The following is a 24,558-nucleotide window of genomic DNA, read 5'->3' as shown; positions in this document are numbered from 1 at the left end:
CGTCAGCGGTTCCGCCGCTGCCACCTCCCCATGGCTTCGCCACAGGGAGGATATTATTCCCCTTGGGGAGGGTCCGCCGCGGCAGTGCCCGGCCGCGGCGGACCTCCCGCCCCTCCCGCCAGGGGAGGGGGGAGAGAGCGTCGCTAAAATTGCCCGCGCAGCGTCACGCCATAGGTGCGCGGCTCGCCCGGGAAACCGACGAACAATTTGTTCGCGGTGGCGGGGAAGCCGAGCGCCGCGGGCGCCGCGACCGAGCGGAAGCCGTTCGACCCCTGCAGCGGCATGTCGGCGCCGATCTGGTAATATTTGCGGTTGAGCAGATTCTGCCCCCACAGCTCGACGCCCCAGCGCCGGTCGGGACCGAAGATGCCGATGCGGCCGTTGAACACCGCGAACCCGTCCTGTTCTTTCTCGATGTCGAGGTTCGAGCCGGTGTTGGTGTCGCTCTGCAGGCGGGTGTCGAGATAGACCAGCCCGCTCAACCCCGAATTGCCGATCGGCGGGGTCCAGCTGATCCCCGCGGTCGCGACATATTTGGCGGCGTTCGACACCCCGCGTCCCGGCAGCTGAAACAGCACCGGCGACAGCGGGCGGCCGCCGGTACCGACGAGGTTGCGGCGATAGAGGGTGTCGACATAGGTCAGCCCCATATTGACCGACAGATAGCGCGCCGGGCGGATGAAGGTCTCGATCTCGAGGCCCTTGGCGACGACGCCGGGGGTCAGCCGGTCCGACGCGCAGCCGCCGGTGACCGCGCTGTTGTCGATCGGCCCGGTCCCCAGATCGTCCTTGCACGCCTGGATATTCGTCACCTCGAAATTGATGCCGTTGAAGGTGTTGAGCTGATAATTGCTATATTCCTGCCAGAAGGCGGCGACGTTGATGTCGATGCCCGGGCCATCCCATTTGACGCCCAGTTCATAGGCATCGACCTTCTCGCTCGCGAACTGCAGGTCGCTCGCCTCGGGGCGGCCGTTGCCCGGCGTGTTGGCGGGGCGTGCCAGCGCGGTGGTGCAGGCGGCATTTTGCGCGGCTGAGCCCGCGGTCGTGCTGCACGGCCGGTCGAGCGCCGAATAGTCGAGGTTGAAGCCCCCCGCCTTGTACCCCTTCGAGGCCGAGGCATAGACCAGCCAGTCGGGATCGGGTTTCCAGCTCAGCACCGCGGTGCCGGTCCACTGGCCCTCGCTGAACTTCGTCCCCGGGGCACCCTTGACGATGTCGGGGGCGGTGCCGTTGATCACGCAGGCGAGGCTGGCCAGCGCCTGCAGCGGCGAATTGACGATCGCCGGACACAGCGTGTTGGTGAAATTGGCATCGCCCGCCAGCGTCTTGCGTTCGTGGGTGTAACGCGCCCCGACGGTCAGCGTCAGCACATCCTCGACGATGTCGAAGCTGTTGTGCGTGAACAGCGCATAGTTGCTGCTGCGCTGGTGGAAGGTCGATCCGTTGTTGCCGGTGTTGTTGAGCGGCGCCGCGCCGAGCAGCGCCGCAATCCCCTGGAAACCGGGGAAGGAGGCAGCGGGCAGGTTCGAACAGGTCGCCGATGCGGGGTTGAGCAAGGTCGGCGCGAGGCTCGCGGCGGCGAGGCAGTTGGCGTAGCGCTGATAGTCGGCGCCATAGACGATGTCGTCGTCGACATCGAGTTTCTCGTTGGCATAATAGCCGCCGACCAGCCAATCGAGCCGCCCGTCGAACGCCTCGCCCTGCAGCCGCAGCTCCTGCGTGAACAGCCGGAACCGGCGGTCGAGGTCGGTGCGGCGCAAGATGTCGAGCGCGCTGAAATCGGCATCCTGCCCCTGCGCATTCTTATAGTCGCGATAGGCGGTGATCGAGGTCAGCGTCGCGGCGCCCAGCTCCCAGTTGAGTTCGCCCGACACGCCCCAGTCCTTGGTGTCGGACCGATAGGAGACGCCCGGGGTGGTCGCCTGTTGGCGGATGAAGCTGGTGCCCGCCGGTGCGACCTGATGGTTGGCGCCCAGAAATTGCAGCAGCGGCAGCAGCGTATTGGGCGAGGCGACCGGGAAACCGTCGGCGCCGCGCGTCAGGTTGCGTACCGGATTGAGCAGCACGCCGCCGCAGCAATTTTCGTTGCGCTGGCTGTAATCGGCGATCAGCCGGAATTTCACGCTCTCGGTCGGCTCGAGCAGCAACTGGCCCTTGACCAGCCAGCGATCGCGGTCGTTGATATCTGGTTCGCCCGCGGTGACATTCTTGATGAAACCGTCGCGCTTCTGCCAGACGCCATCGACGCGCACCGCCGCCTTGTCGCCGAGCGGCGCGTTGATCATCCCGTCGACGCGCCAATAATCATAATTGCCGTAACTCACCGACCCCTTGGCGCCGAAGCCGCTGAGGTCGGGTCCCTTGGTGACGATGTTGATCAGGCCTGCGGTCGAGTTGCGCCCGAACAGGGTGCCCTGCGGCCCGCGCAGCACCTCGACGCGCTCGATATCGCCGAGTTCGGACAGGCCGACCCCGGTGCGGCTGCGATAGACGCCGTCGATGAACAGCCCGACCGAGCTTTCGAGGCCGGGGTTCTCGCCGACCGTACCGATACCGCGAATGCGCGCGGAGAAATTGACCTCGCTGGTCGCGCCCGACACCAGCAGCGACGGCGCGACCTGTCCCAGCGCGCGGACGTCGGTGGCGCCGGTCTTTTCGAGCGTCTCGCCCGACACCGCCGACACCGCGATCGGCACGTCGGACAAGAGTTCGCTGCGCCGCGTCGCGGTCACGATGATCGTGCCGTCGTCGGGGACCTCGGCGCCCTGCGGCGCGACATCCTGCGCCCAGGCCGGTGTCGCTGCGAGGGCGACCGCAAGCGCCACGCCCTGCGCGCTGCCACGGGCAAAGCGCGCAATTCTCCCGTCACTCTTTTTCATCGTCATCCTCCCACAAGGCTTATTTTATTCTCAGGGATGATAACAAATTCCAGCGGGGAATCCACAACGAAAACCGCCCGCATCCGGTGGGATGCGGGCGGCTCTCAAGCTCCTGAAATCAGGAAGTTTGCGGTCTAGAACTTGCCGCGCAGCGTCAGGCCATAGGTCCGCGGTTCGGCCAGGAACTGCGAGAAGATCTGGCGCCCGCCGGGGAAACCGCCCGCGTCGTTGAACGGTGCCGAGGTCGTGCCCGCCTGGAAGGGCGAGTTGAACGCGACCTGGGCATATTTGGCGTTGAGCAGATTCTGCGCCCAGAATTCGACCGCCCACTTCTCGTCGGGGCCGCGCACGCCGAGGCGGGCGTTGAACACGGTGTAGCTTTCCTGCTCCTTCTGCGGGAACAGGTCGGAACCGGTGTTGTACCCGCTCGTCGCACGGCCATCGATATAGACGAGGCCGGTCAGCCCGCCGCTGCCGAGTTCGGGGGTCCAGGTCATGCTCGCGGTGCCGACCAGTTCGGGCGCGTTCGACAGATTGTCGCCGGGCAGCAAGCGCAGCGCGGGGTCGAGCGGCCCGCCGGCGTTGGTGCCGACCAGGTTGCTGCGATATTTGGTCTTCGAATAGGTCACCCCCGCGGCCAGCCGGAAATCGCTGGCCAGCGCGAACGAGGATTCGAGTTCGAAGCCTTCGGCGCGCACGCCCCAGCTCACCTTGTCCGACGCGCAGACGCCGGTCGCGGCGCTCTGGTCGCGGTCGCCGCCGGCCAGATCGGCCTCGCAGCCGTTGATGTTCTGGACCAGGAAGACCGTGCCGTTGAAGGTGTTCAGCTGGAAGCTGCTGAAATCCGACCGGAACAGCGAAACGCCGACGTTGAACCCGCCCGCCGAATATTTGGCGCCCAGTTCATAGCTGTCGACCTTTTCGGGGTCGAACTGCAGGTTGTTCACCAGTGCCTGCGCGCCCGCCTGGCCGCCGAACGGCACGATCGGCGATTTCAGCGCCGAACGGTCGAGGTTGAAGCCGCCCGCCTTATAGCCGCGCGAATAGCTTGCGTAGGTGAGGAGGTCGTCGACGGGTTTCCACGACAGGATCGCGGTGCCGGTGAACTCGTCCTCGGCGCGCTTGCTGTTGATCGACACGCCATTGAGTTCGGCGGTCGAATTGCCCTGACAGCTGAGGCCGATCAGCGCGCCCGCCAGCGCCTTGGCGGTGGCGTTGGTCGTGGTGCTGACCAGATCGTCGAGCACCAGGCCCTGGACCGTGGTGCAGGCGGTGTTGTCATTGGTGAAGCTCGCGTTGAACTTCTTCTTGTCGTTGGTGTAGCGGATGCCGAAGGTGAAATCGATCGTATCGGTGATGTGGAAGATATTGTGCGTGAACAACGCCCAGTTCTTGCCATTCTGATAATAGCGGTCGTTGATCGAGCCGCGGTTGTTCAGCCCGTCGAGCGCGGTGAACGCCGCGACAATGTCGGTGCCGGTCTGGCCGCCGCCGCTCGCCCCCGCGATCGTCGCCGGACCGACACCCGGAGCAACACACAACGGGCTCGCCGCCGAATAAAGCGCCGCGAGGCCGCCGCCCGAAATGACGCGGCAGGTGGCGAACCGGCCGTACTGGCTGCCGAAGCGCAGGTTATCGCGGACGGTCAGCTTTTCATTGGCGTAGAAGCCGCCGACCAGCCAGTCGAGCTTGCCGTCGAACGCCTCGCCCTGCAGGCGCAGTTCCTGCGTGAAGGTGTGGAACTGGCGATAGGCGTCGTCGTCGGGATCGCGATAGAGGATGTCGACCACGCCATAATCGACGTCGCCGGCCTGGCTCGACCGATATTGGCGATAGCCGGTGATCGAGGTCAGCGTCGCGCCGCCCAGATCATAGTCGATCTGGCCCGAAAAGCCGTAATCCTTGGTCTTGCCGGCATAGCTGCGGCCCGGGCTGACCGACAGGTTGCGGTCGTAACGCTGGCTGAACGCCGCGAGCGGCTGGCCGAGGTCGCGCAGCACGTTGATGATGTTGTTGCCATTGGACTGCAGCGGCGACAGCGGCACCGACGGATTGTTGAGGTTGCCGACCGCGGTGTTGACCGCGCTGTCGACATAGGTCGCGCCGCAGCATTTCTCGTCGCGATAGGTATAGTCGGCGATCAGCCGGATCGACAGCGCGTCGGTCGGTTCGAACAGCAGTTGCCCGCGCAGGAAATAGCGGTCGCGGTCGTTGACGTCGGTGTTGTTCGTGGTGTCGCGATAGAAACCGTCGCGCTTGACCCAGATGCCGTCGAGGCGCGCCGCGATGGTGTCGCTGATCGGGCCGGTGACGCTGCCGCCGAGGCGGAAATAGTCATAATTGCCATAGGTCGCCTCGGCGGTGGCGCCGAAGGTGAAATCGGGCTTTTTCGAATAGATGCTGATCAGGCCCGCCGACGAGTTGCGGCCGCCGAGCGTGCCCTGCGGGCCGCGCTGGACTTCGACGCGGTCGATTTCGCCGAGTTCGTTGAGGCCGATGCCCGAACGCGAGCGATAGACGCCGTCGATGAACACCGGGACCGAGCTTTCGAGCCCGGGGTTGTCGCCGACGGTGCCGATGCCGCGGATACGCGCCGAACCATTGGCTTCCGAACCGGTCGAGGACACGAGCAGCGACGGCGCGACCTGGTTGAGCTGGCGGATGTCGTTCGCGCCGCTGTTCTGCAGCGCCTCGGCGTTCACCGCCGAGATCGCGACCGGCACGTCGGCGAGGCGTTGTGCGCGTCCCTGCGCGGTGACGACGATTTCGCTGTTGCTGCTGTCGTCGGCGGTCGCCGTGTCGGTGGCGGTGTCCTGCGCAAAGGCCGGCACCGCCATGCCGACGATCGCCAGCGAGGCGCCGAGCGCACTCGTGCGAAGCAGGCGGGCAGCACAATGGGTATAGGATTTCATATTGGGCACTCCTCTCAACATTTCGTTGTTTTTATTAGGAGGCGAGCATACGCAAATTGCGCCCCCGATCCAGCCGAGGCGGCGCATTTGCGTCATGTTTTCGGCAAGTGCGGCTTTTCGGCCACAGGCGGCAAAGCCCCGTCCGGCGGGCGATCAGGCGCGGCCCGGCATTGCCGTAACGTCATCGGTGGCAGGATTGCCACAGCGCAGCGACAGCAATTTTCCGTCGGCGACCAGCATCGCGCGATAATCGCCCGCGAAATTCGCCGCGATGGCGCTGTCGCCGACATCGAGTCCGCCGGTCAGGCTGCCGAAGGCGGGCAGAATCAGCCGCTGCGCGTCGCCCGCGAAGCATGGCCGCGACACCGCCCGGCCGCGCAGGGTCAGCCGCAGCTTGGGATGGAAATGCCCCGATATCTCGGGGCGGGTCTCGCCCGCTTCGCACTGGTGGCGCAGGACGATGCCGTCGACCTCGATCTCTTCGGCGATGGTGCCGCCCCAGGCGCCGCCCGACAGGCCATCGTGATTGCCCGCGATCCAGGTCAGCGGCACCGCCCCCGTCTGGCGGCGCAACCGCTCGGCGACCGCGGGCGCGACCCGTTCGGCGGCGGCGCGGTCGTGGAAACTGTCGCCCAGGCACCACAGCGCGCGCGCGCCGGTCTCGGTGACCAGCCGTGCCAGCCGGTCGAGCGTGTCGTGGCTGTCATAGGGCGGCAACGGCTGGCCGTGCGTCGCGTACCAGCTCGCCTTTTCCAGATGCAGGTCGGCGACGATCAGCGCCCCATGGCGCGGCCAGAACAGCGCGCGCCCGGCGAGCGGCACGAACCGGTGACCGGCAAAATCGAGCAGGGGCGCGGCGGGCATGGCGCCGCTATGGCGCCGCCCGTCACCGGCGTCCAGCATATGTTCTCATGCTCGCGGCGAATGGAGGCTTCGGTCCTAACTCGCCGGCTTCGCGAAATTGGCGGCGAAGCGCTGCCCCGTCGCGCGGCTCGCGCCATCGGGCAGGTCGAACACGATGCGCTTGTTCGGGAAATCGATCTCGACCCGGTCGAACAGCGCCAGGCTGTCCATGCCGAGCAGCAGCGCCGGCCGCTCCTGCAGGCCCAGTGCGCGGAATGCCTGGCTGTCGGCGAAGCTCACCGGCAAGTCGTTGACGTCCATGCCGTTGATGATGATGCGCTTGATCGCGGTGCGCGTCGCGGGCACCGCCTCGCCGGTCACCGCGCCGAGCGTGGTCGACAGGAAGGGCAGGCGGTTCGCGCGCCGGGCCGCGACCAGTTTCTGCAGCGCCAGGTTGCCGACGCTCGTCTGCGCGCCGGTGTCGACGATCACGTCGATGCGTTTGCCGTCGAGCCGCGCGTCGGACAGGATCAGCCGCCCCGCCGAATTGCGCGCGGTGACGACGATCGCGTCGTCGTCGCGGATGATCGGCCGCGCGCGCTTGCGCGTTTCCAGGATCTCCATGCTCTCCTTGCGAAAATCGATCAGGATGCGCCGGTCCTCGAGCATGTCGACCCCGATCAGCCCCGCGGCCCCAAGATGGCGGCCGAAAAAGGAGGGGGCGTCGAACGCGGTCATCTGCAGGTCGGTCATCGACAGCGCCGCGACGCGAAAGCTGGGGACCGTCGCCGACCCGCCGATCGTCGCCATGCGCAGCTTGCCGCCCTCGACCAGCCCCAGCCGGTCGGCGAGTTCGCGCGCGATGATCGTGCGCTCGGCGCCGGTGTCGACGAGGAAGGAAAACGGCCCCTTGCCGCCGACCATCACCTTCACCGACATGCGCCGCGTCGCGTCGAGGTCGAACGGCTGGATGAAAGGGGTGACCTCGGCGCTCGTCACCGGCTGGGCCAGCGGATCGGCGGGGGTCGAGGCCGGCGCCGGCGCGGGCGGCGGTGCGACCGGCGGCTGGCTCGCGCCGAGCAGCGCCGGGGCGGACAGCAGCAGCGTCCAGATCATAGGCCGGCTGAGAACATGGGTCATCGCGGGCATCCTCATTATGTTATGCCGCCAGTCTACGCCTGTCGGCGGTGCGCGGCAAGCGGGGTGCGGTGCGCGGACGGATGGTGCGGTGATGGGCGGTTCGGGGTATCCAAGCCTGCCCATATTTCCGTTCGTGTCGAGCAAAGTCGAGACACCCCAAAGGCGTGCGCTACCGATGGGTGTCTCGACTTTGCTCGACACGAACGGGATTGTTGTCCCGTCCCGCTCGGACATCCCGTCTCGCTACGCGTCCCCCATCGCCGCCGCGGCCAGTTCATCCGCCAGCTCGCCCAGCAACGCATCGTCGAGGTCGGCGGCGGCGACATTTTCGCGCCCGATCAGCACCAGCACCGGCACCGCCAGCGGGCTGATCCGTGGCAAATCCTTGTGCAGCATCGTCCCCGCCGCGCGGTCGAGCAGGTCGCCCAGCCGCGCGACATCGGTCAGCCGCTCGCGCGCATCGGCCCACGCCGCTTCGAGCAACAGATGGTCGGGTTCATATTTGCGCAGCACGTCGAAGATCAGGTCGGTCGAAAAGGTCACCTGCTTGCCGGTCTTGCGCTTGCCCGGATGCTGGCGTTCGATCAGCCCGCCGATCACCGCGACCTCGCGGAACGCGCGCTTCAGGAGGTGCGAGCCCTCGACCCATTCGACAAACTCGTCCTCCAATATCGCGGCGTCGAACAGCGCGGCGGGGTCGATCACCGGCTTCAGCGACCAGATCGCCAGCGCATAGTCCGACGCGACGAAGCCCAAAGGCTGCAACCCCGCGCGCTCCATGCGCTTCGAAATCAGCATGCCGAGCGACTGGTGCGCGTTCCACCCCTCGAACGGATAGACGACCAGATAATGATGCTCCTCGTGCGGGAAGGTTTCGACCAGCAGTTCGCCGGGGCGTGGCAACACCGACCGATACGCCTGCATTTCGAGCCAGGTGCGCACGTCGTCGGGAAAACGGACCCAGCTCGCCGGATCGGCGAGGAAGCCGCGCACCCGGTCGGCGAGCCGCGTCGTCAATGCCATGCGCGCGCCGACATAGGAGGGGATGCGCGCCGGCCGCGTCGTCGCGCGGACATAAAGGTCGGTGTCGCGGATCGATTCGACCTCGAGGCTCAATCCGGCGAAGGCGAAGGTGTCGCCCGGCGTCAGCGTGCTCGCGAAATATTCCTCGACGCTGCCCAATCTGCGCCCGTTCTTGAACCGCACGTCGAGCGTCGGCGCGTCGACGATGATCCCGGCGTTGAGCCGGTGCTGCGCCGCCAGCTTGGGATGCGCGATGCGCCAGCGTCCTTGCCCGTCGGGCGCGAGGCGCCGAAACCGGTCATAGCTTTTGAGCGCATAACCCCCGTCGCGAACGAAGCCGAGCAGCCGCGAAAAGGTCGTGGCATTGACCCAGCGATACGGCGCTGCCGAGCGGATCTCCTCAAGCAGCGCGTCTTCGGCGAAGGGCGCGGCGCAGGCGAGCGCCATCACATGCTGCGCCAGCACGTCGAGCGCGCCGGGGCGGAAGCGGTCGGCGTCGCGCTCGCCCGCCTCGACGGCGTCGAGCGCCGCCTGCGCCTCCAGATATTCGAAGCGGTTGCCCGGCACGATCAGCGCCTTGCTCGGTTCGTCGAGCCGGTGATTGGCGCGCCCGATCCGCTGGAGCAGCCGCGACGACCCCTTCGGCGCCCCCATCTGGATCACGCAATCGACATCGCCCCAGTCGAGTCCCAGATCGAGGCTCGACGTCGCGACCAGCGCGCGGAGCCGCCCTTCGGCCATCGCCGTCTCGGCGCGCTGGCGGGCCTCGCGGTCGAGGCTGCCATGGTGGATCGCGATCGGCAGCCCGAGGTCGTTGACCTTCCACAAGTCCTGAAAGATCAGCTCGGCGAGTCCGCGGGTGTTGCAGAAGATGATCGTGGTGCGGTTTCTCGCCACCTCGGCCATCACCTGATGCACCGCATAACGCCCCGAATGCCCCGACCAGGGCACCGCACCCTCGGGCAGCAGGATCGATATGTCCGGGTCGGCCCCCGCCTCGCCCTCGATCACCGTCACCGTATCGGCGCGGCTGTCGGGGGCCAGCCAGCCGGCATATTGGACCGGATCGGCGATCGTCGCCGACAGCCCGACGCGGCGCATCGCGGGCGCGATCGCCTGCAGCCGCGCGAGCGACAGGCTCAGCAGGTCGCCGCGCTTGCCCGGCGCAAAGGCGTGGATCTCGTCGATCACCACCGTCTTGAGGTCGGCGAACATGTTGAAGCTGTCGGGATAGCTCAGCAGCAGCGACAGTGATTCGGGGGTGGTGAGCAATATGTTCGGCGGCCGGCTGCGCTGCCGCGCCTTTTTGTCCGAACTGGTGTCGCCGCTGCGGCTTTCGACGCTGATCGGCAGGTCCATGTCGGTGATCGGGCCGATCAAATTGCGTTCGACGTCGGCGGCGAGCGCTTTCAGCGGCGACACATAGAGCGTGTGGAGCCGGTCCGACGGATTGGCAGCGAGATCGACGAGCGTCGGCAAAAACCCCGCCAGCGTCTTCCCCGCCCCCGTCGCGGCGACGAGCAAGGCATGCTCGCCGCGTGTGGCAGCGGCCAGCATATCGGCCTGATGCCGCCGCACCCGCCACCCGCGCGCGGCGAACCAGTCGGTGAAGATTTGCGGGAGCAGCATTGGAGAGATGTGGCGTGCCGACGGGTGAGGGGCAAGCTTTCTCCCCTCCCGCTTGCGGGAGGGCCCGGGGGAGGGCTTGTTCCTTCCGCGCGCCAACCTCGACAGCCCCTCCCCTAACCCCTCCCGCAAGCGGGAGGGGGAGATGGCCATCGACATCCGTCCCGAAACCCGCGATAAATCCGCCCGGGGTCGCATCCGTTGGAAGGATGCTCATGGTTAAATCGATACTCGCGGTCACCAGCGCTGCGGCGCTGCTCGCCCCGTTGCCGGTCGCCGCCGAAGAACCGATGATGAAGCTCGCGGGCATGCTCCGCTGCGCCGCGGTCTATCAGGTCACCAGCGAACGCGCGCCGAAGGACAGCGAGGCCCAGCTGACCGCGGGGCGCCATTTCCTGCAATATTATATGATCATGCTCGCGCTCGCCGAGAACAAGCCCGACGACAAGTTTGACGCCAAGACGCTGAAAACCTTGTTCGAGGCCGAAAACGCCATCGCCAATTCGGATGCCGTGCTCGCGCGCGCCGAGGGCAAGACCGACGTCTTCGCCGCCGACATCGCCACCTGCGCCGGCTTCCGCGAGCGCCAACCCGAACTCTTCGCGAGCGCCGACCGGACGATCGAAACCCTGGCCAAGGCGCAGGCGCAGGCGGGGACGCAATAGCTGAGCGCTCCTCCCCGGAACGGGGAGGGGGAGGATCACCTCAGACCCGCGCCCCCATCGCCCCCAGCAACCCGCGCCAATGCTCGCCCAGCCGCCGCTGGAACAGCATCAGTTCGAACCCGTGGCGTGCGACATGTTTCTGCGGGATCGTATCCCAGCCGCGATGCTCGACGGTCACGCGTGTCTCGGCGCCGACCGCCTCGAACCGCACCTCGACCTCGGTCGTCTGATCGGCGCGGAAACTCGGCAACCGCCAGCCGAAGCCCAGCCGTTCGCCCGGCAACCAGCAGCTCACGCGTCCGATTTCCCACTCGGTGCCGTCGGCGAAGCGCGTGACCAGCCGCCCCTCGGGACCCGCGGGGTCGAACCGCAATGCGCCGTCGCCCTTTCGCGACACTTCGAACAGCGCATGGCTTTTCCACCATAGCCCGATCTCGTGGGTGAAGACGTCGAAGGCGCGGGCCGGCGTTGCCGCGACGCGCAGCGCGACGATCACCGCGGCGCTCATGCGCCGCCCTCGACATGGCGCTTGAAACTCGCCAGCTGGTCGCTCCACAGCGCCTCGGTCTCGGCGAGCCATTGCTTGAGTTCGCCGGTTGCACCGTCCTTCAGTCGGTATATCCGCACCCGCGCATCGAACATCGGATGGCCGTCCTCGACCAGTCCGCCCTCTTTCAGCGCGCGCAGATGGCGGCTCATCGCGGGCGGCGCCAGCCCGAGCGCGTCGGCCAGCTCGCCCGCGCTATACGGCCGCGCGCCGAGCAGCTCGACCGCGCGGCGGCGCTTCGGGTCGGCGAGCGCGGCGAACAGGCGATCGACGGCCTCGCTCGATCTTTCGGCGCTCAATCGTCGAGCCGCGTCTTCGTCGTGAAGCCGCCCTCGGCGTCCCACTCTTCCGCCGTCTTTTCGGCGACGGTGACGCCAAAGGTCCAGATATGCCCCTCGGGGTCCTTGGCGCGGTAGCTGCGGTCGCCATAGAATTGCGTCTCGGGCTCGGCGAGGATTTCGGCTCCTGCGGCGCGCGCGACCGCGCAATGCGCGTCGATATCCTCGCCGACCGCGAGCTGGACATGCACCGACTGGCTGTTCTTGTCGCCGATCGATTTCGGGCTCTTGTGGTCGTCGGACCATTCATTGCCGACCATCACCACCGAATTGCCATAGCCCATCTCGCTGTGCGCCAGATTGCCCTCGGCATCGAGCAGCACGAACAACGGTTCGAAGCCGAAGGCGTCCTCCAGCCAGCGGAACGCCGCCTTGCTGTCCTGATAACTCACGGCGCTCGAAAGCCCCTTGCCGCGTGGATGATCGACCATGATATCTCTCCCGATTCGCAGATGATTTCACTATCGTACAATATTTTCATAAAAATGAAAATACATGCAATCGCGAATGAAGTTGCTAGGAAAAGCGCATGACTGTCGATCTCGCCCGCTGCCTCGCCGAAGCCTATGCCATCGCGCTGCCGCACCGCGGGCAGGGCAAGGTCGCCGACTATATCCCGGCGCTCGCCTGCGTCGATCCGAACCATTTCGGCATGGCGCTCGCGCTCCCCGATGGCACGATTCACGTCGCGGGCGACGCCGACACGCCCTTTTCGATCCAGTCGGTGTCGAAGGTCTTCACGCTGGCGCTCGCTTTGCGCCGCGTCGGCAGTTCGCTGTGGGACAGCGTCGGCCGCGAACCCTCGGGCAGCGCCTTCAACTCGATCGTCCAGCTCGAGACCGAGCTTGGCATCCCGCGCAATCCGCTGATCAACGCCGGCGCGATCGCCACCACCGACCGGCTGATCGATGGCCGCGACGGCGATGCGGTGATCGAGGAAATCCTCGCCTTCATCCGCGCCCGTGCCGGCGACGAGGGGGTCGACATCGACCTCGACGTCGCCTTTTCCGAATCCGAAACCGGCGCCCGCAACCGCAGCCTGACCCATTTCATGGACGCCTTCGGTAACCTGCGTCACCCCGTCGAAACGACGCTCGGCGTCTATTTCCGCCAATGCGCGATCGCCATGAGCTGCACCCAATTGGCGAAGGCCGGGCTGTTCCTGACGATGGACGGCCGCGACCCGCGCACCGGCGAGCAACTGGTCGAACCGCACCGCGCCCGGCGCATCAATGCGATCATGATGCTGTGCGGCCATTACGACAACAGCGGCGAATTCGCCTTTCGCGTCGGCCTGCCGGGCAAGAGCGGCGTCGGCGGCGGCATCCTCTGCATCGCGCCGGGGCAGGGATCGATCGCGGTCTGGTCGCCGGGATTGAACGAAGCCGGCACCTCGCTGGTCGGCGCGATCGCGCTCGAACATTTCGCTTATGCCGCCGGCTGGTCGGTGTTCGACTAAGGCCGCGCCTTCAATCGTCGAGCAGCGTCAGCTTGACCCGCGCCGTGCCGCTGCGGTGCATGCCGATTTCCTTCGCCGCGGCATGGCTGATGTCGATCACCCGCCCGCGCCCGAACGGGCCGCGGTCGTTGATCCGCACGATAACGCTCTCGCCGTTGGCCAGGTTGGTGACGCGCACCTTGCTGCCAAAGGGCAGGGTGCGGTGCGCCGCGGTCAGGTCGTCGGGATCGCAGATTTCGCCGTTGGCGGTGCGATTGCCCTCAAGCTCGCGGCTGTAATAGCTCGCCATTCCGCTCGAAAGCTCGGTTTCGACGACGACCCCGTCATCGCCATCGGCGTCCTGCGCGACGGCCGGAACCGCCAGCAATAGCGGCATCAGCATGGCGGCAAAGCCCCGCATGACATCCTCCCCTTTGTCCTCTGGCGGCAGCAAGCAGCCCCGGCTTGCCGAGGCAAGCCGGTCCGCGTTACGCCGCGCGGGATTTGCGGTCAGACGTCGAGATTGGCCACCGACAGCGCGTTGGTCTGGATGAAATCGCGCCGTGGTTCGACCTCGTCGCCCATCAGCCGCTCGAAGATCTCGTGCGCGATATCGGCCTGTTCGGCCTCGACGCGCAGCAGCGTGCGGTTCGACGGATCGAGCGTGGTTTCCCACAATTGCTCGGCATTCATCTCGCCCAGCCCCTTGTAGCGGCTGATCGACAGACCCTTGCGGCTGTGCGCGAAAATCGCTTCGAGCAGTTCGGACGGGCGGGTGATCGGCGTCGTCTTGCCGGTGGAGGCCGCGGGCAGGTCGCTATCGCTCGTATCGGCGTCGCTATCGGCTTCGGCGGCGGCGAGCGCCGCCGCTTCGGCGGCCTGCGCCGCGGCGCTGCTGCCCTTCACCAGGCGGCCCGGGCGGGCATAGGTGTCGGCCTGCTCGCCGGCGAGCTTGTGCAGCCGCCGCGCTTCCTGACTCGCCAGGAAGGCCGCGTCGATCGCATGATGGTCGCTGACCCCGCGCCAACGCTTTTCGAGCGTATAGCCGCCGTCCACGGCGACGATCGTCCATTTCGCCTCGCTGCCGCCGGTAAGCGCGCCCTCGGCGGCGTTGAGCCATTCGGCGGCGCGCACGCCGGCCGCGATGCGGCCCGTGCTGTCGAGTTCGGGATCGAGCGCGCCGTTGAGCGCCAGCGCCTCGACCAGCTCGTAATTATGCCCGCGCGGCACATAACGCATCAGCGCGCGCAGCCGGCGGCCATGCTCGATCAGGTCGCGCAGGTCGTTGCCCGACCGCGCCCCGCCGCTCGTCTCGAGCATCAGCGCATCGATCCCGCCGTCGACGAGGTAATTTTCGAGCGCGCTATCGTCCTTGAGATAGACCTCGCTGCGGCCTTTCGCGACTTTGTAGAGCGGCGGCTGGGCGATGTAGAGGTGACCGCCCTCGATGATCTCGGGCATTTGGCGATAGAAGAAGGTCAGCAGCAGCGTGCGGATATGCGCGCCGTCGACGTCGGCGTCGGTCATGATCACGATCTTGTGATAACGCAGCTTTTCGAGGTTGAACTCGTCGCGGATCCCGGTGCCGAGCGCCTGGATCAACGTCCCGACTTCCTTCGACGAGATGATGCGGTCGAAACGCGCACGCTCGACGTTCAAAATCTTGCCCTTCAGCGGCAGGATCGCCTGGACATGGCGGTCGCGGCCCTGCTTGGCGCTGCCGCCTGCCGAGTCACCCTCGACGAGGAAGAGTTCGCATTTGGCGGGGTCGCGTTCCTGGCAGTCGGCGAGCTTGCCGGGCAGGCTCGCGATATCCATCGCGCCCTTGCGCCGCGTCAGCTCGCGCGCCTTTTTCGCGGCTTCGCGGGCGGCGGCGGCGTCGATCACCTTCTGGATCACGGCTTTCGCATGGGCCGGATTTTCCTCCAGCCATTCGGTCATCCGGTCGGCCATCAGGCTTTCCAGCGGCTGGCGCACTTCGCTGCTGACCAGCTTGTCCTTGGTCTGCGAGCTGAATTTGGGGTCGGGCAGCTTGACCGACACGATCGCGGTCAGCCCTTCGCGCATGTCGTCGCCGGTCAGGCTGACCTTTTCCTTCTTCAGGATGCCCGACTTGTCGCCATAGCCGTTGATCGTGCGCGTCAGCGCGGCGCGGAACGCGGCGAGGTGCGTGCCGCCGTCGCGCTGCGGGATGTTGTTCGTGAAGCAGAGGACATTTTCATAATAGCTGTCGTTCCACTCGAGCGCGACATCGATGCCGATGCCGTCGCGCTCGCTGCTGATCGCGATCGGATCGGCCAGCAACGGGGTCTTGTTGCGATCGAGATATTTGACGAAGGCCGCGATGCCGCCCTCGTAAAATAGGTCATGGCTGACATGCTCGGCGTGGCGCGCGTCGACCAGCTTGATCCGCACCCCCGAATTCAGGAAGGCAAGCTCGCGATAGCGGTGTTCCAGCTTCTCGAAATCGAATTCGAGGACATTCTTGAACGTCTCGGTCGATGCCTGGAAGGTAACGCGCGTGCCCTTCTTGCCCGCCGGGGCAGGGCCGTTGACCTTGAGCGGGCCGACCGAATCGCCATGTTCGAAGCGCATCCAATGCTCTTCGCCGTCGCGCCAGATCGTCAGCTCGAGCCATTCGGACAGCGCGTTGACGACCGACACGCCGACCCCGTGCAGGCCGCCCGACACCTTATACGCATTATCGTCGCTGGTGTTTTCGAACTTCCCGCCGGCGTGGAGCTGGGTCATGATGACCTCGGCCGCCGAAATGCCTTCTTCGGCGTGGATGCCGGTCGGAATGCCGCGGCCATTGTCCTCGACGCTGACCGACCCGTCGCTGTTCAGCGTGATCAGGACGAGGTCGCAATGCCCCGCGAGCGCTTCGTCGATCGCATTGTCCGAAACCTCGAACACCATGTGGTGCAGCCCCGACCCGTCGTCGGTGTCGCCGATATACATGCCCGGCCGCTTGCGTACCGCGTCGAGGCCCTTGAGAACCTTGATCGAATCGGCGCCATAGGCGTTCACATTGGGCAGGTTGGCGTTGGCGCTCGGCGCGATATTTTCTGGGGTGTCCGTCATAGCGATTATATAGGGTCGGGGTCGCCAAAACCCAAGCGAAAATGCGGCTCTCGCTCCTTTCGGATCGAGCGTTGCGCGCCCGCGTCGCGGCGGCTAGTTTCGGGGCATGAAACCTCGTCTCGCCCGCTCGCTTCCCCTGCTTCTCGCGCTCTCGGTCGCGGCCTGTTCGCAGCCCGCCCCGCCGCCCGACAATGCCCCCGCCGTCGCGGGCGAACCGCTCGCCTCGCGTCCGGTGAAGACCGGGACCGAAGGGCCGCAGCTTCCCGCCTGCGCCAGCACCTCGCGCGTCAAGCCCGGCGGCACCGATGTTTATTGGGCGCCCGGCGAAACGCGCGCGGTCAAGGCGAAGCTCGCGGGGGGCACGTCGGTGTCGCTATGCGAGGCGACCGACGACGACGCCTGGTTCGGTATCGTCTTCGCCGCGCCCGGCGGCGATCCGGCCTATTGCGACGTCACGCGGCCGGTGCGCTCGGCGCGCGAATATCAGGGTCCGTGCCGCTGGGGCTGGATCAAGGGCGGGACGGTGCAGCTGGGGGCTTAAGAATTTCCGTCGCCCCCGCGTAGGCGGGGGCCGCGGGCGGCCTTACTCGGCACCACTGCGTATACCGATGGCGGCCCCCGCCTTCGCGGGGGCGACGGTCTTTAACCGCGGCAATCCTCGATCAACCGGCCGATTTCGGACTGGACCGGCAGCGTCAGCGTGCTGCCGTTGCTCGCTTCCAGCGCGAAGCGGCCGCGGCTGAACGCGATGCGGTCGAGCCGGGCGTCGCGATTGCCGAGCGTCACGCGGCCGCCGCTCAGTCGCAGCCGGTCGGTGCCGGCGCTGGTCCTGAGATCGACGTCGAGTGTCTCGCCGGCGCCGAGCCCGGCGCCAAGCTCGATCGATCCGCCGCTGCACGCCATCGTCACCAGCGGCGACGCGACGCCCGCTTGCGCGAAGCTCGCGGTGCGGGCCGCCGCGTCATAACGCCACTCGCCGGCATCGAGGCGCCGCTCGTCCCAAGCTTTCGCGGGGGTGGGAACCGGCGCGGGGGTCGGGCGGGGTGTCGCGGCGACCGGGGTCGGCGCGGGAGCCGGCGCCGGGGTCGGCACCGCGGTGCAACTCGCGATCGCGAGCGTCAACGGCAGGGCGATGCTGTAGCGCCACCAGGCGCGTTTTCGGCTCACGATGCAAATCCCCGGAAATCGACCACTTCGTCGATGCCAACGCGCGGCACCGGCCATTGGTTCACCGCCGCATCCTCGTCGGCGTAACCGATCGCGAGCCCGGTGAACAGGATCTGGTCGTCGCCGAGCGCCAAGGTCTCGCGGATCGTCGCGCCGTACATCGCCCAGCATTCCTGCGGGCAGCTTGCCAGGCCATGCTCGACGAGCAGCAGCATCACCGACTGCAGCCACATGCCCATGTCGGACCATTGCGGCGGCCCCATGATCCGCGAGCAATGGAGGAACAGCATCACCGGCGCGCCGAAACCGGTATAATTGTTCATGAACTGGCCGAGCCGCGCCTTCTTGTCCTCGCGCGGGATGCCGAGCGCGGCGTACAGCCCCTCGCCGACCCCGAAGCGCCGCGTTTCCCACGGCTCGGTCAGCCCCTTGGGATAGATGTCATATTCGGGTTGATGCCCCTCGCGGCCCATAGCGATGCGCGCCGCGACCGCGTCCTTGACCGCCTGCCAGTCGCTGCCCGCGATCACTATGGCCTGCCAGGGCTGGAGATTGCCACCCGACGGCGCACGCTGCGCGGCGGCGAAGATTTCGGTCAGCAGCGCGGGGTCGACCGGCCGATCGGTAAAGGCACGCACCGAACGCCGCTTGTGCAGCGCGTCGGTCACGGGAAGGGTGGCGGTGTCAGTCGCTGGCATATTTATCCTCTCGCCGCTTGCCGAACAGCAATTTGCGTTCGAGCCGGGCTTTCAGCTGGCGGTAATAGGAGAGGAGGAAGACATCGTCCTCCTCCGCGACCGGCCGCCCGATCTTGGCGCGGATCGTGTCCGCGACCTCGCGCATGGCGCGCGCATCGCGGATACGCAAGACCCGCTCGAGCTCCTGCAGTTCGAAAATGCCATAGACCGACAGTTCGGCCTCGCTGAACGCCATCGGCCCGGCCGCCTCGGCCTCGGCGGCGATGTCATGGTCGAGCTTTGATCGCTGCGCCATCACCACCCACGTCCCGGCGATCAGGTCGCCCATCCGCATCCGGTCCTTGTTGAACAGCAGGAACAGGCTCAGCGTTAGCGACCAGGCGACCCCGGCGAACGCGGTCCAGCCCGACACCGCATCCTCGCTCGCCCCGAAGCCCAGCATCATCAGCGGCAGGAACAGTTCGAGCTCGCGGATCAGGTTGCGCGCGACCACCGCGTCGGCGGTCAGCCGGCCGCCGTCGCGCGCAACGACGCGAATCCCCATCAGGCGCTTGCCCGGCGTCGCGGCGCGCTGGCCGAGTTCGAAGCCGATGAACCAGAAGGTCCGCAGCACGAAGAAACCGAGCAGCCAGATCATTTCGATCAGGTCGCGCGACGCGGCGGCGTCGATCCAGTCGAGGAACAGCGAGAACAGGATCATGATCGCGAGCAGGATGCCGAGGTCGACGATCAGCGCGCCGAAACGCAGCCCCGAACTCGCGATCTTGAGCTCGAGGTCGACCCCCTCGGGGGTGATGAACTGGCGGATCTTGCCCTTTTGCGCGGTCCGCATTTTCGCGTTCGCCGTGGCGCTCATGTCGCCGTGCTCCGCCGCGGGATATAATAATAGGCGAACCAGAGGAGCAGCATCACGGTGCCGATGCCATAGCGCATCACCGTGTCGGTGATCAGCTGGCGCCCGAAGCCTTCGAGCAGTCCGGCGACGAGCAGCATGATGATCACCCCGACCATCACCTTGCCCGCGGTGCGCCCGGCATCGGACGCCGCCTGCAACCGGCTGCGCGCGCCGGGAAAGACCACCGCCGCCCCGATGCGCAGCCCCGCCGCCCCCGACAAGGCGGCGGCGAACAATTCGGTGGTGCCGTGGATGAACAGCCAGCCGCCGAAATCATAGCCCAGCCCCTTGCCGGTGAACACCGCGACCATCGCCCCCAGGCTGATCCCCTGATAGAATTCGAGCATCATCGTCGGGATGCCGAAGGCGAAGCCGAGCGCGAAGGACAGGATCGACACCTGGCTGTTGTGGGTGAAGAGGAAGGTGGCAAAGACGTGCAGCGCGCCTTCGTCCTCGGACGCCGCCGCCTTGCCATGGCCGATCGTCGATTGCAGAAACTCGGCGGTCGCGCGCGGGTCGCGCCCGCCCGCCATCCCCTCGTCGACGAAGCTGTAATACCAGTCGGGCTGGCTCGACACGAGCGACCAGCTGGTGATCGCCCCCAGGATGATGATCGCCGCGATGATCAGCGTTTCTTTCCACACCGCCTGCACCGCCAGCGGCCAGTCGCGGGTGAAAAAGCGCGCCATCCGGTCGAACCGCGACTGGCGCACGCCATAGATCAGGAAATAGCCGCGCATCGACAGCGCTTCGAGATGGCCGAGCAGCGCCTTGTCGAGGCTCGTCGCGCGCGCGATCGACAGCGACGACAGGGTCGCGCGGTACAGTACCGGCAGCTGCAGCAGTTCCTCGCTCGACAGTCCCTTGGCGCCGCGTTTTTCGAGCCGGGTGAGCAGTGCGTCGAAGGCGATCCAGTCGGCTTCGCGCTCGGCGCGAAAGCGCCCGGTCGAAAAGGCGGGCGCGTCGAGCGCCGCGGCGACGGGAAGGTCGGGGATCACAGGCTGCCCTCGCGCTTGATGCCCAGATAGGCGTCGACCACCCCCGCCGTCATCGTGTCGGCGGGCACTTCGAGCACGTCGGCGCCCAGCCGCTGCAGCCGCGCGATCACCAGCTGCCGGTCGCGCAGCATCGCCGCGGCAACGTTCGACCTCGTGACGTCGGCGGCGCTTTCGGGGCGGCGTTTCTCTTCGCTCTCCAGTTCCTCGTCCTTCAGCACGACGAACAGCAGGCGGTGTTTCTTGACCAGCCGCCCGGCGGCGCGGATCATCAGGTCGGCGCTCGTCGCGTCGGTGAATTCGGTGAACAATATGATCAGCGAGCGGCGGTTGAGCTGCGCCGACAGGGTGGTCAGCGCGAGGGTGAAATTGCTCTCGACATGCGCATAGTCGACCAGGCTCGCGGCGCGCTGCAGCGCCGGGAAATCCTGGGTGTGCATGTAAGCGGGGGTCATCGCCTGCGGCTTGGCGGCAAAGGAGAACAGGCTCACGCGGTCGTTCATCTTCAGCCCGACATAGGCGAGAAGCAGCGCCGCCGACACCGCGCGGTCGACGCGCGGCATGCCGCCGACGGGTTCGGACATCGTCCGTCCGGCGTCGATCGCCAGCACGACGCGATTGTCGCGTTCGACGCGATATTCCTTGGCGAACAGCTTCACATGCCGCGCCGACGCGTTCCAGTCGATCGCGCGCCGGTCCATGCCGGGCTGATATTCCGCCAGCGCCTCGAATTCGGCGCCTTCGCCGCGCATCCGCTGCTGGCGCAGCCCGAACCAGCTGTTGCGCTGGAACAGGCGGCGCCCTTCCTCGGTCACCGCGCGCAGGCTGGGGACGACCGCGATGTTGGTATCGACGACGAACTTGCGCTGTTTCCACACGAGGCCCAGCGGGCCGCGCCAGCGAATCCACAGGCTGTCGATCACCGCCTTGCCGCGCCGCGCGGCCGACAGGCTCAGCGTCCGGACGAGCGCGCGGCGTGTGCCGTCCTCGCTTTCGGCGGCGCGCATCTCGTCCGACAGCCGCCCGCCGACCGCGAGCCGCTCATCGACCGCCAGCGCGACTTCGGCATGGCGTGGCACGCCGCGCTCGCTCGTCGCGGTGAGCCTGAGGTCGAACGGATCGCCGACCCCGACCTGGTGCGGGAAACGGGTGTCGAGCGCCAGGCCGCGCGGATGGGGACCGGCAACGCCGTCGATCAGCAGGCAGGCGGTGATGAACCCGATCCAGCCCGGCGCGACGAGCCACAGCTCGGGCCGGATCAGCCCGAGCAAAAGCGCGACCGGCGCGCCGGCCAACAGCAAGAGGACCGCGCGGCGGGTCGGGTAGATCACCGAGGCACTTCCTCGCGTTCGAGCAGCGCGGCGACGACCTGTTCGACGCTGCGCCCTTCGATCTCGGCCGCCGCCGACAGGATGACGCGGTGGCGCAGCACCCCGGCCGCGAGGCGCTGGATATCGTCGGGGATGACATAGTCGCGCCCGTCGAGCGCCGCGGCGGCGCTCGCCGCGCGCGCCAGCAGCGATGCGGCGCGCGGGCTTGCGCCGCACTCCAGGTCGGCGCTCTCGCGCGTCGCGCGGATCAGGCGGACGATATAATCGACGATCTCGTCAGCCAGCCGCACGGTCGAAATCACGTCGATCGCTTCGCCGATCGCCGCCGCGTCGGTGACCTGCGACACGCCGAAATCGGCGACCGCGGGGCTTTTGAAACGCCCGCCATGTTCGGCGACGATCCGCCGTTCCTCGGCGGCGTCGGGATAGCCGACGACCAGTTTGAACAGGAAGCGGTCGAGCTGCGCCTCGGGCAGCGGATAGACGCCCTGCTGCTCGATCGGATTCTGCGTCGCGAGCACGGTGAAGCGCGGGCTCATGACGTGCGGCTCGCCGTTGATCGTCACGCGGCGTTCCTGCATCGCTTCGAGCAGCGCCGCCTGCGTCTTGGGCGGGGTGCGGTTGATTTCGTCGGCGAGCAGCAATTCGGTGAAGATCGGCCCCTTGGTCAGCGTGAAGGCCGACGTCTGGAAGTTGAACAGGTTCGACCCCAAAATGTCGCCCGGCATCAAATCGGGGGTGAACTGGATGCGTCCGAAATCGAGCCCGGTCGCGCGCGCGAACGCCTGTGCGAGCAGGGTCTTGGCGGTTCCCGGCGGCCCTTCGAGCAGGACATGCCCGCCCGCGAGCAGCGCGATCGTCACCATGCGGGTCAGCGGACCCTGCCCGAACACCGCCTTGGCGACCTCGGCGTCGATCGCGGCGCCCAAGGCCTGCACGCGCTCGATGCCCTTGGCCCCGTCTCCCTTGGCGATCGGTTCAGCTGTCACGGATTAAGTCCTTCCTGATGTCGTGCAGCGCCTGTGCGTCTGCGAGGAATTCATGATTGTTGCGCGCGAACGGCAAGCGCCGCGCGAGCGCCGAGAAAAGATTGCTGCCGGGCGGCAAATGCCGGTCGATCCAGCCGTCGGTCGCTGCGGCGTCGAGCCCCGCCGGGGCGTGGAGCCGCCGCGCGATCGCACTGCGCAGGCTCGCGACATAATCGCCCGCCCCCTCGAGCTCGCGGCCCGCCTGCTTGATCAGGTCGGCGCTGTTGGCGATCAGCGCCGCCTTCGACACCGGGATCGCGCGCTGCGGGGTCAGCGCCGGCCCGAAGCGCGCCCACGCCTGCCACAGCGCGAACAGTCCCGCCGCGATCAGGCAGAGCGTGATGCCGATGAAGGGCGGCACGAAGGCGAAGCGCAGCAGCGAGCGCCCGCCTCCGAGCCCGTTCAGCGTGACGTCGAAGGCGAGCCCGTCGGCGGCGTCGCCATCCTCGGCGATGGCGTCGATCAGCGTCACCGCGCCGCGCGCGCCGTCCGGCGTGGCAAAGGCGAAATTGTTGATCAGGTCGGGGTCGGCGAGGATGTAATAATCGTGCGATTTCGCGCGTGCCAGCACCGCGCCGCCGCGCGGGCCGGCGGCGAGCGTTTCGATGTCGTCGCCGGCGACGGTCTGGACATTGGCGGGCAGCGCCACGCTGATGTTCCGCCCGGCGAGCCAGGCGGGCGCGGGCGCCGCCGCCGCTTTCTCGGCGCGGATGTCGACCTTGCCGAAATGTTCGGACGGCAGCAGCTTCGACGGCGGCACGATGGGATAGCCGCCGCTGACCCAGCCCGGCTTGGTGTCGGTACCGGGAAGCCGCCCCGCCCGCCATTTGGGCAGGACGATCAGCACCGGCGCCCCGCCGGCGCCGGCGATCAGTTCGGCGATTTCCTCGGGGCGCGTCTGGTGCGTCGGGGTCAGGACGACCAGCGGCTCGTAATCCTCATAGACATAGGGCTTGGTGCTGCGCCGCACGTCGACCGATGCGCCCGCGCGCTCGACCAGGTCGACGATTCCGGCATAGCCCGGTGCGGCCTTCGACAGCGCATGGCCCTTGCCGTCGTTGCCGCTGCCGATCTGCGGCCCCAGCGCGATCAGCGCCCACAGCGCGATGAAGGCGACGATGCCCAGCACGACGATGCCGGCCATCAGCCGCGGGTTGAAACTGGTCTCGCCGGTCGCATTGTCGCTCATGTGCGGACCCAGTTTCGCGGCACCGTCATCTCGGCATAGGCGGTGCGGCACTGTTCCCAGGCGCCGGCGTCGATCGCGCGGCCGCCGAACAGGCTGATCTCGACCGCGCGCGCGATGCGGCTGAACGCCTCGCGTGCGACCCCGGGCAGATCGGTCGCCGCGGCAAGGTCGCGCGAGGTCATCGCCGGCTGGACCAGCCCCGGGCGGCGATCGCTGATGTCGGCGACGCTGCGATAGAGCAGCAGGTGGACCGCCTCGGCATAGCGCCCCGCCGCCGCCAGTTCGTCGGCCTCGCCGAGCAGGATGCGCGCCGCGCCGGCCTCGGCATGGCCGGCCAGATCGGCCTCGTCGGCGAGCGCCTGGCGCTTGCGGCGATAGCGCAGGTCGTCGACCCATTGGGCAAAGGCGGGGACGAACAGATAGAGCAGCAGCAGCACGAGCAGGATGCCGCCGATCCACAGCAAGGGCTCGCCGAGCGGCGACAGCCAGTCGAACAGGCTGCGGACCGCGTCGCCCAGCGTCTTCAGCCATTCGGGGGTGTTCGGCGGCGGCGGGGGCGGCGGAAAGGCGGTCTGGATCGTGCCGCCGGCCATCGTCTGGGTATAGCCCGGTGCGACGAGTTCGGGATCGACGAGCCAACCCCCGGTCGCATCGGCGTTCGGCGGCTGCGCGGCGGCCGACGCCTGGGCGATCCACAGCGATATCATGTTGAAATAATGCTTCCGCCCCGGTGGATCATTGCGACAAGTGGTAGCGC

The 24,558-nt window shown here is 67.3% G+C and carries 21 protein-coding genes; 3 read left to right on the top strand and 18 right to left on the bottom strand.

Annotated elements, in window-relative coordinates; genetic code table 11:
* Positions 1 to 143 precede the first annotated feature (143 nt).
* The 5 genes from ASD67_RS00275 to ASD67_RS00255 form a co-directional block, all read right to left on the bottom strand.
* Positions 144 to 2,882 (bottom strand): TonB-dependent receptor, encoded by a 2,739-nt coding sequence (locus ASD67_RS00275; RefSeq protein ID WP_082544742.1) that lies wholly within the window; start codon positions 2,880 to 2,882, stop codon positions 144 to 146.
* A gap of 134 nt (positions 2,883 to 3,016) precedes the next feature.
* On the bottom strand, positions 3,017 to 5,794 hold the full coding sequence (locus ASD67_RS00270; RefSeq protein ID WP_056341595.1) for a TonB-dependent receptor: 2,778 nt from the start codon (positions 5,792 to 5,794) through the stop codon (positions 3,017 to 3,019).
* Between the two features lie 153 nt (positions 5,795 to 5,947).
* On the bottom strand, positions 5,948 to 6,658 hold the full coding sequence (gene pdeM / locus ASD67_RS00265; RefSeq protein ID WP_056342812.1) for a ligase-associated DNA damage response endonuclease PdeM: 711 nt from the start codon (positions 6,656 to 6,658) through the stop codon (positions 5,948 to 5,950).
* A 75-nt stretch (positions 6,659 to 6,733) separates the two neighbouring features.
* Entirely contained in the window at positions 6,734 to 7,777 is a 1,044-nt protein-coding gene (locus tag ASD67_RS00260) for a retroviral-like aspartic protease family protein (protein ID WP_056342811.1), read from the bottom strand.
* Positions 7,778 to 8,020: 243 nt separating this feature from the next.
* A complete protein-coding gene (locus tag ASD67_RS00255) occupies positions 8,021 to 10,429 on the bottom strand; it encodes a ligase-associated DNA damage response DEXH box helicase (protein WP_056341592.1) in 2,409 nt (802 codons plus the stop codon).
* A gap of 212 nt (positions 10,430 to 10,641) precedes the next feature.
* On the opposite strand from ASD67_RS00255, the gene ASD67_RS00250 reads away from it, so the two are divergent.
* Positions 10,642 to 11,091: a hypothetical protein gene (locus ASD67_RS00250; RefSeq protein WP_056341589.1), complete on the top strand. Its 450-nt coding sequence runs from the start codon at positions 10,642 to 10,644 to the stop codon at positions 11,089 to 11,091.
* 40 nt (positions 11,092 to 11,131) lie between these two features.
* Here the strand turns inward: ASD67_RS00250 and ASD67_RS00245 are convergent, their stop codons facing one another.
* The 3 genes from ASD67_RS00245 to ASD67_RS22835 are packed head-to-tail and all read right to left on the bottom strand — an operon-like array spanning position 11,132 to position 12,407.
* Positions 11,132 to 11,599 (bottom strand): SRPBCC domain-containing protein, encoded by a 468-nt coding sequence (locus ASD67_RS00245; protein ID WP_056341588.1) that lies wholly within the window; start codon positions 11,597 to 11,599, stop codon positions 11,132 to 11,134.
* Complete coding sequence (locus ASD67_RS22840; protein WP_056341585.1) at positions 11,596 to 11,937, bottom strand: ArsR/SmtB family transcription factor; 342 nt, start codon at positions 11,935 to 11,937, stop codon at positions 11,596 to 11,598. The genes ASD67_RS00245 and ASD67_RS22840 overlap by 4 nt, the downstream gene beginning before the upstream one ends.
* Positions 11,934 to 12,407: a VOC family protein gene (locus ASD67_RS22835; protein ID WP_056341582.1), complete on the bottom strand. Its 474-nt coding sequence runs from the start codon at positions 12,405 to 12,407 to the stop codon at positions 11,934 to 11,936. Before ASD67_RS22835 ends, ASD67_RS22840 begins: the two co-directional genes overlap by 4 nt.
* A gap of 98 nt (positions 12,408 to 12,505) precedes the next feature.
* Between ASD67_RS22835 and ASD67_RS00230 the strand changes: the two genes are divergently transcribed.
* Positions 12,506 to 13,435, top strand: a complete 930-nt coding sequence (locus ASD67_RS00230; RefSeq protein ID WP_056341579.1) for a glutaminase — start codon at positions 12,506 to 12,508, stop codon at positions 13,433 to 13,435.
* Between the two features lie 10 nt (positions 13,436 to 13,445).
* Here the strand turns inward: ASD67_RS00230 and ASD67_RS00225 are convergent, their stop codons facing one another.
* Together ASD67_RS00225 and gyrB are read right to left on the bottom strand one after the other, a co-directional pair.
* Positions 13,446 to 13,835 (bottom strand): septal ring lytic transglycosylase RlpA family protein, encoded by a 390-nt coding sequence (locus ASD67_RS00225; protein WP_056341575.1) that lies wholly within the window; start codon positions 13,833 to 13,835, stop codon positions 13,446 to 13,448.
* 89 nt (positions 13,836 to 13,924) lie between these two features.
* A complete protein-coding gene (gyrB, locus tag ASD67_RS00220) occupies positions 13,925 to 16,498 on the bottom strand; it encodes a DNA topoisomerase (ATP-hydrolyzing) subunit B (protein ID WP_056341572.1) in 2,574 nt (857 codons plus the stop codon).
* 106 nt (positions 16,499 to 16,604) lie between these two features.
* On the opposite strand from gyrB, the gene ASD67_RS00215 reads away from it, so the two are divergent.
* On the top strand, positions 16,605 to 17,039 hold the full coding sequence (locus tag ASD67_RS00215) for a hypothetical protein (RefSeq protein WP_056341569.1): 435 nt from the start codon (positions 16,605 to 16,607) through the stop codon (positions 17,037 to 17,039).
* A gap of 101 nt (positions 17,040 to 17,140) precedes the next feature.
* On the opposite strand, the gene ASD67_RS00210 is transcribed toward ASD67_RS00215, so the two are convergent.
* From ASD67_RS00210 to ASD67_RS00175, 8 genes are read right to left on the bottom strand one after another with little or no spacing between them, the layout of a single operon-like run.
* Positions 17,141 to 17,665 carry a hypothetical protein gene (locus ASD67_RS00210; protein ID WP_056341566.1) on the bottom strand — a complete coding sequence of 175 codons (525 nt, stop codon included), beginning with the start codon at positions 17,663 to 17,665 and terminating at the stop codon, positions 17,141 to 17,143.
* A complete protein-coding gene (locus tag ASD67_RS00205) occupies positions 17,662 to 18,363 on the bottom strand; it encodes a nitroreductase (RefSeq protein WP_056341563.1) in 702 nt (233 codons plus the stop codon). The genes ASD67_RS00210 and ASD67_RS00205 overlap by 4 nt, the downstream gene beginning before the upstream one ends.
* On the bottom strand, positions 18,350 to 19,219 hold the full coding sequence (locus tag ASD67_RS00200) for an RDD family protein (RefSeq protein ID WP_056341559.1): 870 nt from the start codon (positions 19,217 to 19,219) through the stop codon (positions 18,350 to 18,352). The genes ASD67_RS00205 and ASD67_RS00200 overlap by 14 nt, the downstream gene beginning before the upstream one ends.
* On the bottom strand, positions 19,216 to 20,256 hold the full coding sequence (locus ASD67_RS00195) for a stage II sporulation protein M (RefSeq protein ID WP_056341557.1): 1,041 nt from the start codon (positions 20,254 to 20,256) through the stop codon (positions 19,216 to 19,218). Before ASD67_RS00195 ends, ASD67_RS00200 begins: the two co-directional genes overlap by 4 nt.
* Positions 20,253 to 21,584, bottom strand: a complete 1,332-nt coding sequence (locus ASD67_RS00190) for a DUF58 domain-containing protein (protein WP_056341554.1) — start codon at positions 21,582 to 21,584, stop codon at positions 20,253 to 20,255. Before ASD67_RS00190 ends, ASD67_RS00195 begins: the two co-directional genes overlap by 4 nt.
* Complete coding sequence (locus ASD67_RS00185) at positions 21,581 to 22,573, bottom strand: AAA family ATPase (RefSeq protein WP_268797725.1); 993 nt, start codon at positions 22,571 to 22,573, stop codon at positions 21,581 to 21,583. The genes ASD67_RS00190 and ASD67_RS00185 overlap by 4 nt, the downstream gene beginning before the upstream one ends.
* Entirely contained in the window at positions 22,563 to 23,801 is a 1,239-nt protein-coding gene (locus ASD67_RS00180) for a hypothetical protein (RefSeq protein WP_056341551.1), read from the bottom strand. The genes ASD67_RS00185 and ASD67_RS00180 overlap by 11 nt, the downstream gene beginning before the upstream one ends.
* Positions 23,798 to 24,508 (bottom strand): DUF4129 domain-containing protein, encoded by a 711-nt coding sequence (locus tag ASD67_RS00175; RefSeq protein WP_056341548.1) that lies wholly within the window; start codon positions 24,506 to 24,508, stop codon positions 23,798 to 23,800. Before ASD67_RS00175 ends, ASD67_RS00180 begins: the two co-directional genes overlap by 4 nt.
* Between the last annotated feature and the right edge of the window lie 50 nt (positions 24,509 to 24,558).

Source organism: Sphingopyxis sp. Root1497 (assembly GCF_001427085.1).
Lineage (GTDB): Bacteria > Pseudomonadota > Alphaproteobacteria > Sphingomonadales > Sphingomonadaceae > Sphingopyxis.
This window is presented reverse-complemented; position numbering and strand designations above follow the sequence as displayed.

Coding starts and splice junctions, on each gene's coding strand:
- pdeM (WP_056342812.1), bottom strand. CDS start 6,658: ATGCCCGCCGCGCCCCTGCTCGATTTTGCCGGTCACCGGTTCGTGCCG.
- gyrB (WP_056341572.1), bottom strand. CDS start 16,498: ATGACGGACACCCCAGAAAATATCGCGCCGAGCGCCAACGCCAACCTG.
- ASD67_RS00175 (WP_056341548.1), bottom strand. CDS start 24,508: ATGATATCGCTGTGGATCGCCCAGGCGTCGGCCGCCGCGCAGCCGCCG.
- ASD67_RS00260 (WP_056342811.1), bottom strand. CDS start 7,777: ATGACCCATGTTCTCAGCCGGCCTATGATCTGGACGCTGCTGCTGTCC.
- ASD67_RS00250 (WP_056341589.1), top strand. CDS start 10,642: ATGGTTAAATCGATACTCGCGGTCACCAGCGCTGCGGCGCTGCTCGCC.
- ASD67_RS00275 (WP_082544742.1), bottom strand. CDS start 2,882: ATGAAAAAGAGTGACGGGAGAATTGCGCGCTTTGCCCGTGGCAGCGCG.
- ASD67_RS00245 (WP_056341588.1), bottom strand. CDS start 11,599: ATGAGCGCCGCGGTGATCGTCGCGCTGCGCGTCGCGGCAACGCCGGCC.
- ASD67_RS00230 (WP_056341579.1), top strand. CDS start 12,506: ATGACTGTCGATCTCGCCCGCTGCCTCGCCGAAGCCTATGCCATCGCG.
- ASD67_RS00215 (WP_056341569.1), top strand. CDS start 16,605: ATGAAACCTCGTCTCGCCCGCTCGCTTCCCCTGCTTCTCGCGCTCTCG.
- ASD67_RS22835 (WP_056341582.1), bottom strand. CDS start 12,407: ATGGTCGATCATCCACGCGGCAAGGGGCTTTCGAGCGCCGTGAGTTAT.
- ASD67_RS00270 (WP_056341595.1), bottom strand. CDS start 5,794: ATGAAATCCTATACCCATTGTGCTGCCCGCCTGCTTCGCACGAGTGCG.
- ASD67_RS00225 (WP_056341575.1), bottom strand. CDS start 13,835: ATGCGGGGCTTTGCCGCCATGCTGATGCCGCTATTGCTGGCGGTTCCG.
- ASD67_RS00180 (WP_056341551.1), bottom strand. CDS start 23,801: ATGAGCGACAATGCGACCGGCGAGACCAGTTTCAACCCGCGGCTGATG.
- ASD67_RS00200 (WP_056341559.1), bottom strand. CDS start 19,219: ATGAGCGCCACGGCGAACGCGAAAATGCGGACCGCGCAAAAGGGCAAG.
- ASD67_RS00205 (WP_056341563.1), bottom strand. CDS start 18,363: ATGCCAGCGACTGACACCGCCACCCTTCCCGTGACCGACGCGCTGCAC.
- ASD67_RS00255 (WP_056341592.1), bottom strand. CDS start 10,429: ATGCTGCTCCCGCAAATCTTCACCGACTGGTTCGCCGCGCGCGGGTGG.